Origin of the sequence: Streptomyces sp. NPDC007162 (assembly GCF_040634175.1) — a bacterium.
GTDB lineage: Bacteria > Actinomycetota > Actinomycetes > Streptomycetales > Streptomycetaceae > Streptomyces.
Genome location: NZ_JBEYFC010000151.1, coordinates 8,327 through 18,475, shown reverse-complemented (window position 1 = coordinate 18,475; position 10,149 = coordinate 8,327). Strand labels below are relative to the sequence as shown.

Annotated in this window: 11 protein-coding genes; 2 read left to right on the top strand and 9 right to left on the bottom strand. The window is 72.4% G+C overall.

The window, feature by feature from the left end; all coding sequences use genetic code 11:
• From ABZ646_RS19740 to mgrA, 4 genes are all read right to left on the bottom strand, one after another.
• Window positions 1–390, bottom strand: a 390-nt coding sequence (locus ABZ646_RS19740) for a hypothetical protein (RefSeq protein WP_360520205.1), incomplete at its 3' end; no start/stop codon positions are given.
• An 8-nt stretch (window positions 391–398) separates the two neighbouring features.
• A complete protein-coding gene (locus tag ABZ646_RS19735; RefSeq protein WP_360520203.1) occupies window positions 399–2,738 on the bottom strand; it encodes an FHA domain-containing protein in 2,340 nt (779 codons plus the stop codon).
• Window positions 2,739–2,806: 68 nt separating this feature from the next.
• The gene (locus ABZ646_RS19730; RefSeq protein ID WP_360520201.1) at window positions 2,807–3,217 is read right to left on the bottom strand and encodes a hypothetical protein; all 411 of its coding nucleotides are present in this window, start codon (window positions 3,215–3,217) and stop codon (window positions 2,807–2,809) included.
• Between the two features lie 330 nt (window positions 3,218–3,547).
• Complete coding sequence (gene mgrA, locus ABZ646_RS19725; protein WP_360520200.1) at window positions 3,548–4,540, bottom strand: L-glyceraldehyde 3-phosphate reductase; 993 nt, start codon at window positions 4,538–4,540, stop codon at window positions 3,548–3,550.
• A 111-nt stretch (window positions 4,541–4,651) separates the two neighbouring features.
• Between mgrA and ABZ646_RS19720 the strand changes: the two genes are divergently transcribed.
• Both ABZ646_RS19720 and ABZ646_RS19715 read left to right on the top strand, forming a co-directional pair.
• The gene (locus tag ABZ646_RS19720) at window positions 4,652–5,566 is read left to right on the top strand and encodes a LysR substrate-binding domain-containing protein (RefSeq protein WP_360520198.1); all 915 of its coding nucleotides are present in this window, start codon (window positions 4,652–4,654) and stop codon (window positions 5,564–5,566) included.
• A 63-nt stretch (window positions 5,567–5,629) separates the two neighbouring features.
• On the top strand, window positions 5,630–6,145 hold the full coding sequence (locus ABZ646_RS19715) for a DUF664 domain-containing protein (protein ID WP_360520196.1): 516 nt from the start codon (window positions 5,630–5,632) through the stop codon (window positions 6,143–6,145).
• Here the strand turns inward: ABZ646_RS19715 and ABZ646_RS19710 are convergent.
• From ABZ646_RS19710 to ABZ646_RS19690, 5 genes are all read right to left on the bottom strand, one after another.
• A complete protein-coding gene (locus tag ABZ646_RS19710) occupies window positions 6,127–7,197 on the bottom strand; it encodes an adenosine deaminase (RefSeq protein ID WP_360520194.1) in 1,071 nt (356 codons plus the stop codon). The two genes, ABZ646_RS19715 and ABZ646_RS19710, sit on opposite strands and share 19 nt — an antisense overlap.
• Window positions 7,198–7,234: 37 nt before the next feature.
• Window positions 7,235–7,627, bottom strand: a complete 393-nt coding sequence (locus tag ABZ646_RS19705) for a VOC family protein (protein WP_360520192.1) — start codon at window positions 7,625–7,627, stop codon at window positions 7,235–7,237.
• Window positions 7,628–7,729: 102 nt separating this feature from the next.
• On the bottom strand, window positions 7,730–8,662 hold the full coding sequence (locus tag ABZ646_RS19700) for a M56 family metallopeptidase (protein WP_360520190.1): 933 nt from the start codon (window positions 8,660–8,662) through the stop codon (window positions 7,730–7,732).
• On the bottom strand, window positions 8,659–9,042 hold the full coding sequence (locus tag ABZ646_RS19695) for a BlaI/MecI/CopY family transcriptional regulator (RefSeq protein WP_360520188.1): 384 nt from the start codon (window positions 9,040–9,042) through the stop codon (window positions 8,659–8,661). The genes ABZ646_RS19700 and ABZ646_RS19695 overlap by 4 nt, the downstream gene beginning before the upstream one ends.
• Window positions 9,043–9,149: 107 nt before the next feature.
• Window positions 9,150–10,052, bottom strand: coding sequence for an aldo/keto reductase (locus ABZ646_RS19690; RefSeq protein WP_360520186.1), 903 nt, complete (start codon window positions 10,050–10,052; stop codon window positions 9,150–9,152).
• Window positions 10,053–10,149 lie beyond the last annotated feature (97 nt).

Genomic DNA, 10,149 nt, shown 5'->3' with positions numbered 1-10,149 from the left:
GTCGACCACCACGCCGATCCGTACCCCGTGGGTGCGGCCCCGGAAGGACTCTCCGTCGAGGCCGTCGGCCAGTTCCTCGACGGCGGCGCGGTACTCGGCGAGGGCCCGTGCCGCGCGGTCCAGCAGGGGGCGCGGGTCGGCGGCCGCGTCGGGCGGGCCGCCGGGCAGGGGCGGGTCCTGGGGTACGGCGACGAGGTAGCGGCCGTCGACCCAGGCGGCCCAGCCGTTGGCACAGCTGATGTGGGCCCAGTCGCCGCGCCGTTCCACGAGCCGGACCGGCAGCAGCGGGTCGAGGGGGACGGTGGGCCGGCCCGGGTCGGGGGCCTCCCAGGCGGCCATGCCGTCGGCCGGCACCACATGGGTGGGCCTGAACGCCGAAGCGGTGGTCATCGCGTCGCCTACTTCCGCATCACGGCGGGTTCGTGCCGGCGCAGCAGCCGGGCCAGCACCCAGCCGAAGACGGCCGACAGCACCAGGAGCATGACCATGTTGCGCAGCCAGACGTGCGCCGAGTGCCGGAAGTACGGGTCGGCGGTGAGGGTGCCGGGCATGATGCGGTGCAGTTCGACGGTGCCGGCCATGGCGCCCAGCGCCCAGCGCGAGGGCACCAGCCAGGCCAGCTGTTCGAGGCCCGGTACGCCGTGCAGTCTCAGCAGGGTGCCGCAGAAGACCACCTGGACGACGGTGAGCAGCACCAGCAGCGGCATCGTCACCTCCTCCTTGCGGACCAGGGCGGAGACCAGCAGGCCGAGCATCATCGCGGTGAAGGAGAGCACCGCCACGGCGACGGTGATCTCCAGCAGGGGCGGCATCAGCACGCCGTCGCCGCCGGGCGCGTTCAGGTCGACGCCGGCCAGGCCCACCTGGGTGAGCACGATCGCCTGGAGCACGGTGATGGTGCCGAGGACGACGACCTTCGACATCACGTACGCGGATCTGGGCAGGCCGACGGCTCTCTCCCGCTGGTAGATGACCCGTTCCTTGACCAGCTCGCGCACCGCGTTGGCGGCGCCGGTCAGCACTCCGCCCACGCACAGGGTGAGCAGCGCGTTGGTGGCGGTGTCGAAGGTGAGCTTGTTCCCGGCGACGGCCCGGGCCATCGCGCCCATCACGAACGGCAGCCCGATCATGATGGCGAGGAAGGTCCGGTCGGCGAGGAGCGCGGCCGTGTACCGCCGTACCAGGGTGGAGAACTGGGCGCCCCAGCTGCGCGGCCGGGGCGGCGGAGCCGTGGCCACCGGCCCGGTGTGGGGCACCACCGGCTGCGTGCTGGAGTTCACGATGTACTTGCGGTGGTACGACGAGGCGCGGTACTCCTGGGCCCAGTCCCGGCCGGTGTCCCGCTCGAACGCCTCGAAGGCCTCGGGCCACTCGTCGAACTCGAAGAAGCCGAGGGCCTCGCCCGGCGGTCCGAAGTAGGCGGTCCGTCCGCCCGGTGCCAGTACCAGCAGCCGGTCGCAGACGTCGAGGCTGAGCACGCTGTGGGTGACGACGATGACGGTACGGCCGTCGTCTGCCAGGCCGCGCAGCGTGTTCATCACCGAGCGGTCCATGCCGGGGTCGAGTCCGGAGGTCGGTTCGTCGAGGAAGAGCAGGGACGGTTTCGTGAGCAGTTCCAGGGCTACGCTGACCCGTTTGCGCTGTCCGCCGGAGAGGCTGTGCACGGGCTGGCCGGCGCGCTGTTCGAGACCGAGTTCCCGGATGACCTCGTCGACCCGGTGGCGGCGCTCGGCCTTCGCGGTGTCCTCGGGGAAGCGCAGTTCGGCGGCGTAGGTGAGGGCGCTGCGTACGGTCAGCTGCACGTGCAGGATGTCGTCCTGCGGGACCAGGCCGATGCGCTGGCGCAGCTCCGCGTAGTCGCGGTAGAGGTCGCGGCCGTCGTAGAGGACGGTGCCGTGTTCGGCGGGGCGCTGGCCGGTGAGGGCGCCGAGCAGGGTGGACTTGCCGGCGCCGCTGGGTCCGACCACGGCGAGCAGGCACTTCTCCCCCACCGGGAAGGAGACGTGGTCCAGGAGGATCTTGCGGCCACGGTCGACGGCGACGGTGAGTTCCTGGACGTCCAGGGAGACCTCGCCGGTGTCGACGTATTCCTGGAGCTGCCCGTCGACCAGGCAGAAGGCCGAGTGGCCGACGCCGACGACGTCGCGGGGGCCGAGCGGGGCACGGGTGACCGAGCGGCCGTTGAGGTAGGTGCCGTTGTGGCTGTCGAGGTCGACGATCTCGTAGCGGCCGTCGGGGTGGGCGCGCAGTTCGGCGTGGTGGCGGGAGACCACGAGGTCGTCCACGACGACGTCGTTGTCGGGGGCGCGGCCGATGCGCACGGTGCGGGCGTGGAGCGGCCGTACCGAGGAGGGCTGCCGGAAGGTGCCGGTACGGCTGGGCATCGAGACGGCGAAGGGACGGTCCGGTGCGGGCGGGGCGCGGCCGACCAGGACGGCGCTCGGGCCGTCGGCGGGGCTGCCGAAGCCGATGACCGTGCCGGGGCCGACCTCCCATTCCCGGATGCGGCGGCCGTCGGCGTAGGTGCCGTTGGTGCTGTTCTCGTCGGCCAGCGTCCAGTGGCCGTCCGCGGGCCGCAGCACCGCGTGGTGCCAGGAGACCCGGGTGTCATCGATGCAGATGTCGCTCAACGGGTCGCGTCCGACGTGGTAGTCACGGCCCGGGCTCATCACCGTGGAGCCCGTGTCGGTCTCCAGGACGAGTTCGGGCGCAGTCGAGGCGACCGGCCACTCCGCCATGGCCAGAATTCTACCGACCGGACCACTTGTATGCCCGGCCACGGCCGCCGGGCAGGGGCTTTCGGGTGTCAGGCGACGGGGACGACGAGGGCGGGGATGGTGCGCTGCATGCGGAGGGCGTCGACGGACTCGGCGAGCAGTTCGTACTCGGTGGTCTCGTCCTGGACGGCGATCCGCACCAGCCGGCCGTCGGCCAGTTCGTCGGCGACGAGTTCCTGCCGGACGACGTCGGCGCACCAGGCGCGGAGCAGGCTGGGCACATCGGGGACGGTCCCGGCGACCGGGACCAGCGAACCGTGCGGGTACCGGGGGTTCTCGGGTAACGGATCCAGCCGCTCCGCGATCCAGGAGGCCCGGTCCCGTAACCACCACAGCGCCAGTGCCAGGGTCGGCGCACGGTAGGTGCCGAGGGGAACGCCGATGCGCTGCCCGCCGCAGATGCCGTATGCCGTGACATGGCACAGGAATTCGTCGTGCACGATCACTCCCCCGTCGCTCGCCCGGTGTGCCGTCGCGGGCCGGTTCCGTGCGGCTCCTGTGCGGTGAAGTGCTCCTGACATTCGAGTATGTTCACTTTCGAAACACTGTCACCATGCCTTTTTGGCCAGTCTCTTGGCATATTCGCCCTGCGAATTGGCCGAAATGCACGCGCTGTACTGGCTCGGCTGCGAGACCTGAAGGATGGCCGCCCTGGAGGGGAGAGGTTCCGCCTCGGTGGCCGGTTCTGACGTGTTCACACCCGAAAGGCGAGGGGGGACGCGGATCGCGTCCCCCCTCGGCGCCGGCTCACCGGCCGACAGCCGCGTCCGTCACCGGTTGACGATCGCGTCGATCCGGGCCAGCTCCTCCGTGTCGAAGTCGAGGTTGCCGATGGCCCCGACACAGTCCTCGACCTGCCGTGGGCTGCTCGCGCCGATCAGTGCGGAGGTGACCCGGCCGCCGCGCAGCACCCAGGACAGGGCGAGCTGGGCCAGGGTCTGGCCGCGGCCCTTGGCGATCTCGTCGAGGGCGCGCAGCCGGCCCACCAGGTCCTCGGTGACCGCGTCCGAGTTCAGGAACGGGCTGTCGCTCGCGGCCCGGGAGCCCTCGGGGATGCCGTCCAGGTAGCGTCCGGTGAGCAGCCCCTGCTCCAGCGGGGAGAAGACGATGGAGCCGACCTGGAGCTCGTCGAGCGCGTCGAGGACGCCCTCGGTCTCCGGGCGCCGGTCGAGCATCGAGTAGCGCGGCTGGTGAATGAGGAGCGGGGTGCCGAGATCACCGAGGATCCGGGCGGCCTCCCGGGTCTGCTCCGCCGAGTAGTTGGAGATGCCGACGTACAGCGCCTTGCCCTGCTGGACCGCCGAGTGCAGCGCGCCCATCGTCTCCTCCAGGGGAGTCTCCGGGTCCGGGCGGTGCGAGTAGAAGATGTCGACGTAGTCCAGGCCCATCCGGGTCAGCGACTGGTCCAGCGACGACAGCAGGTACTTGCGCGAGCCCCACTCGCCGTACGGTCCGGGCCACATCAGGTAGCCGGCCTTGGTGGAGATGACCAGCTCGTCGCGGTACCCGGCGAAGTCCGCCCGGAGCGCCTCGCCGAACGCGGACTCGGCGGCACCGGGCGGCGGGCCGTAGTTGTTGGCCAGGTCGAAGTGGGTGACACCGAGGTCGAAGGCGCGGCGCAGGATGGCGCGCTGGGTCGCCACGGGCCGGTCGGGCCCGAAGTTGTGCCACAGGCCGAGCGACAGCGCGGGGAGCTTGAGGCCGCTGCGGCCGCTGCGGCGGTACGGCATGTCGGCGTAGCGGTCGGGGTGCGGGGTGTACAACGCGACTCCAGAGGGGTGGGCACAGGGTCTACCGATCCCACTCTTTCCCGCGCCGCGGGCAGTGGTCCAACAGGAGAATCCGATGGAATTGTGCGGTTAGGCTTCTCAATCATGGAACTGCGCCACCTCCAGCACTTCGTCGCGGTCGCCGAGGACCAGCACTTCACCCGGGCCGCGGAGCGGCTGATGGTGTCCCAGTCGGGGCTGTCCGCCTCCATCCGGGCCCTGGAGCGGGAACTGCGGGCACCGCTGTTCGTGCGCACGACCCGCCGGGTGACGCTGACGGAGGCGGGCCGTGCGCTGCTCGGCGAGGCCGAGCGCGTCCTCGCCCAGGTACGGTCGGCGCACGAGGCGGTGGCCGCCGTCCAGGGCGTGCTGCGCGGGACGCTGGCACTGGGCACCGAGCAGTGCATCGCCGGCGTGCACGTGGCGGGGCTGCTCGCCACGTTCCGGCGCAGGCACCCGGATGTCGAGATCCGGTTGCGGCAGGCGGGCTCCGGCGCGCTGGCCGAGGAGGTGGCGGCCGGCCGGCTCGACCTGGCCTTCGCCTACCGCACCCAGGACGACACCGACCAGCTGCGCTCGGTGTCCCTCACCGGCGAGCCGATGACCGTGCTGTGCCATCCCAGCCACCGGCTGGCCACCGCGGGCGGGCCGGTGACCCCTCGTGACCTCGACGGGGAGGTGTTCGTCGACTTCCATCCCGACTGGGGCCCGCGCCGCACCACCGACGCGGCCTTCGCCTCGGCGGGCGTGCGGCGCACGGTCGCCCTGGAGGTCAACGACGTGCACAGCCTCCTCGACCTGGTCGACGAGAACCTCGGCATCGCCGTCGTGCCCCGCCACTTCCGGCACAAGCGGCCGGCGCTCACCGCGCTGGCGCTCGAGGACACGGACGCGACGGCGTACGAGACGGTCGCCCTGCTGCCGCCGCGGACGGCCACCAGCCCGGCGGCCCGGGCCCTGATCACCCTCCTCGAAACAGAAGACCGGGCAACGCCTTCGGACGGGTCCTGCCCTGCCTGACCCATCGCGGCCGGATGACCGATTCCGGACGCACGACGACCGGCGATGCGCGATCGTGGTCGTATGCATGCAAGGGACATCCTCATCGACGGCTTCGGCCGCATCCAGGAAGAAGTCCATGCCGCCCTCGACGGCCTCGATCCCGACCTGCTCAACAGGCGCCCGTCCGCCGACGCCAACTCCGTCACCTGGCTGGTCTGGCACCTCACCCGGGTGCAGGACGACCATGTGGCCGACGCCTTCGACCTGGAGCAGGTGTGGCCGGCCCAGGGCTGGGCGAAGCGCTTCGGCCTCGACCTGCCGGTCCGGGACCACGGCTACGGCCACACCCCCGCCCAGGTCGCGAAGGTCACCGTGGACTCCGGCGACCTGCTGACCGGCTACTACGACGCGGTGCACGAGCAGACCCTCGGGGCCCTGCGCGGGCTTGCCGCAAAGGATCTCGAACGCGTCGTGGACGAGCGCTGGGAGCCGCCGGTCACGCTCGGCGTACGGCTGGTGAGCGTCCTGGCCGACGACCTTCAGCACGTCGGACAGGCCGCCTATCTGCGGGGACTGCTTCAGAGCGCGGAGGCGTAACCCGGCAGGACGACGTCCTCGATGAGGGCCCTGCGCTCGTCGAACGGGATGAAGGCGCTCTTCACCGCGTTCAGGGTGACCGCGCGCAGGTCCTCGACGGTCCAGCCGGCCTGCTCGACCAGCAGGGACATCTCACGGGTCATCGTCGTCCCCGAGACCAGCCGGTTGTCGGTGTTGAGGGTGACCCGGAAGCCCAGCTCCTTCAGCGTGCTGATCGGGTGCTCGGCGATGGAGGTGGCGCAGCCGGTCTGCAGGTTGGAGGTGGGGCACATCTCCAGCGCGATCCGGCGGTCGCGCACCCAGCTCGCGAGGCGGCCGAGCTTGCCGTCGACGATGTCCTCGGTGATCCGCACCCCGTGCCCGATGCGCTGCGCACCGCAGGCCTGGACCGCCTGGTGGATGCTGGGCAGCCCGAAGGCCTCACCGGCGTGGATGGTGAACGGCACGCTCTCGCCGCGCAGCAGCTCGAAGGCGTCCAGGTGGTCGGCGGCCGGGAAGCCGTCCTCGGCACCGGCGATGTCGAAGCCGACGACACCGGCGTCCCGGTAGGCGACGGCCAGCTCGGCGGCCTCCCGGACCCGGTCGAACATCCGCATGCCGCAGAGCAGGGTGCCGACTCGCACCGGCGTGCCGGCGGCGGCGGCCTTCGCCATGCCCGCGGCGAGCCCCTCCTGCACGGCCGCCACGACCTCGCCCATCGCGAGTCCGCCCCGGACGTTCAGCTCGGGCGCGTAGCGCACCTCGCCGTACACCACGCCGTCGGCGGCGAGGTCGAGGACGTACTCCTCGGCGACGCGCCGCAGCCCCTCACCGGTCTGCATCACGGCGAGGGTGTGCTCGAAGGTGGCTATGTAGCGGACCAGGTCACCGGAGTCGGCGGCCTCGACGTACCAGGCCGCCAGCTCGTCGGGGCCGGTGGTGGGCAGGGTGTGGCCGGCCTCGGCGGCGAGCTCGACGAGGGTGGCGGGGCGCAGGCCGCCGTCGAGGTGGTCGTGCAGGACGGCCTTCGGAAGGCGGCGGATCACATCTGCGTCTACGCGCGTAGCGGTCATGGTGGGCTGTCCTTGGCAGGTGGTTCGAAGTGATCGGTCAGGCGGCGGGCTGGAGCAGGTCCCAGCGGTTCCCGTAGAGGTCCTGGAAGACGGCGACGGTGCCGTACGGCTCGTGCCGCGGCTCCTCCAGGAAGGTCACGCCGGCGGCCGCCATCCGGGCGTGGTCGCGGGCGAAGTCGTCGGTGTGCAGGAAGAACCCGACACGACCGCCGGTCTGGTCGCCGACCCGGGCCCGCTGGGCGTCGCCCTTGGCGCGGGCGAGCAGCAGTCCGGTGCCCCCGCCCTGCGCTCCGGGTTCGACGACGACCCAGCGGGAGCCGTCCGGGCGGGGCGCGTCCTCGACGAGCCGGAATCCGAGGGCCTCGGTGTAGAAGCGGATCGCCTCGTCGTAGTCGCCGACGACGAGGGTGACCAGGGCGACGCGTCGCATGGGGGCCTTTCGGGGTGGGCGGTTAGCGGGAGAGGTTATACGTAAAACCTCACGGACGCCAGCCGGAGGGGTACCGCGCGACCGGCCACTACGGCGCCCGCCCTACTTCTCCGCTTCCCCCTGCGCCACCTCGACGCGATGGTGGAAGTCGACCATCCCGGTCACCGACGCGCCGCACGACAGTCCGGCACTCCCCGCCAGAAGCAGCGCGATCCATGCCCCGGCCCGGCGCTCCCTGCGCGGCGCCGCCAGCAGCGCGTGCACCCGGCGGGGCACCGGCCCCGAGGCGACCCCGGGTACGAACGCCGGCCGCGCGACGCCGCCGTCGCCCTGTCCGGCCAGCGCGGCCCGGGCGATCGCACGGGCCGTCAGCCGCCGGTCCCCCACCGCACGGGCCGCGGCCTCGTCGGCCACCCGCTCCACGGCCAGCCGGATGACGTCCCGGACCCGGCGCAGCGCGGGGTGACAGTGCGCGGCGAACTCGGCCGCGGCGAGGAAGTAGTGGTGGCCGCCCGCGTTGTGCGCCCGTTCGTGTGCGAACAGCGCCTCCCGCTCGCCCCCGTCGAGGTTGCGCAGCATCCCGGTGGTGACGACGATCCGGTGCGGCCGGCCGGGCAGCGCGTACGCGTCGGGACACGGCGAGTCGACCACGCACAGGTCACCCGCGGCGGGCCCGCGCCCCGCCTCGGTGCGGGCCGCCCGGAAGGCGCGCGTCTGCCGGAGCGCCGACCGCACGAGGGTCCAGGCGGAGACGGCGAGACCGCCGACCGACAGCGCGGCCAGCGGCAGGACGAAGCGGTCGGAGGCGGTGTGCAACGGCCGGATCAGCTCGCCGAGCGAGGCGAAGAACGGCAGTTTGAGCAGCCCGGTGAGGACGAACGCGCCGAGCGCGGCGAGCGCGCAGCTCGCGAGGGCTACGGCCGAGACGGCGACCGCCCACAGCGCGACGGCGGGCGCCAGTCTTTCGAGGGCTCGCCGGGACAGCGCCGGCAGGGCGAACGGCACCAGCAGGGGGAGGATCAACAGGGCGATCATGATCCACCGGATTGCTCGTCGGCTTCGAGGAGCGTGCGCAGGACGCGCTCGTCGTCGGGGCTGAGCTGGGCGACGAAGCGGGCGAGCACGGTCTTGCGGTCGCCGTCGCGGTCGAGTTCGCTGTGCATCCGTCTCGCGGTGAGACCCTGGGCGTCCTGGACGGGGACGTAGGCGTAGCCGCGGCCCCGGCGGTGCCGGTCGACCACGCCCTTGTCGTGCAGCCGGGTGAGGATCGTCGTCACGGTCGTGCGGGCCAGGTCCGTGGCGAGGCTGCGCTGCACCTCGCCGGGGGTCTGGGGGGCACCGGCCGCCCACAGGGCCGCCATGACGCTCGCCTCGAGTTCGCCGGCGGGCCGGCGTTCGTCCTTCCCGTCGGCCATGGAAGGTTCCTCACCCCTTCTTCGTCCTCGGTCCGGCAGATCGTCTACGCCAGTGTAGTCAGGAGGCTCCGGTCACGCCCATGACCTGGTCGCGGAGGGGGCCGCCGTCACGGACCGGTGCGCAGCGCGTTCAGGCGGGCCAGTTCCTCGTCGGTGAGCCGGACGGCGCCCGCCGCGACGTTCTCGGCCAGGTGGTCCGGGTTGCCGGTGCCGGGGATGGCGAGGACGTGCGGGCCCTGGTGCAGGGTCCAGGCGAGGCGGATCTGGGCGGGGGTGGCGTGGTGTGCCCGGGCGACGGCGAGGACCTCGTCGTCGTGGTCCTCGGTGGCGCCGTGCGGCCCGGCGTCGCCCGCGACGGCGAAGAACGGAACGAAGGCGATGCCGCGTTCGCCGCAGATGCGGACCACTTCGGCGGTGGCCGGGTTCGTGCTGTCGAGTCCCCAGCGGTTCTGCACGCACACCACGGGCGCGATGGCGAGCGCCTCGTCGAGGTGGCGTGGTTCGACGTCGGAGACGCCGAGGTGCCGGACCAGTCCGGCCTCGCGCAGTTCGGCGAGGGCGCCGAAGTGTTCGCTGATCGACTCCTGCCCCGTCCGGCGCAGGTTGACGACGTCGAGGTGGTCGCGGCCGAGCTGGCGCAGGTTCTCCTCGACGTGCCCGCGCAGCTGGTCGGGGCGGGCCGGCTCGGCCCAGTTCCCGGAGTGGTCGCGGAACGGACCGACCTTGGTGACGATGACGAGGTCGTCCGGGTACGGGGCCAGGGCGGTGTTGATGAGTTCGTTGGCGGAGCGCAGCGCGGAGAAGTAGAAGGCCGCCGTGTCGATGTGGTTCACGCCGAGCTCGACGGCCGTGCGCAGCACGGCGATCGAGCGGGCGCGATCGCTCGGGACGCCGTGGTGGAACGCGGCGCTGCCCGTCAGCCGCATCGCGCCGAAGCCGAGGCGGCGGACGGGCAGGTCGCCGAGTTCCCAGGTGCCGGAGGCGTCGGCGGTGATCGTTTCGGAGGTCATCTGACGGAGTCTGGCACATCGCCCGCACGCCGGTCCCGGCGATGGGGACCACGGTGCGGGCGACAGGGACTTCCGATGAGCCCCGCCCCGCTCGGGA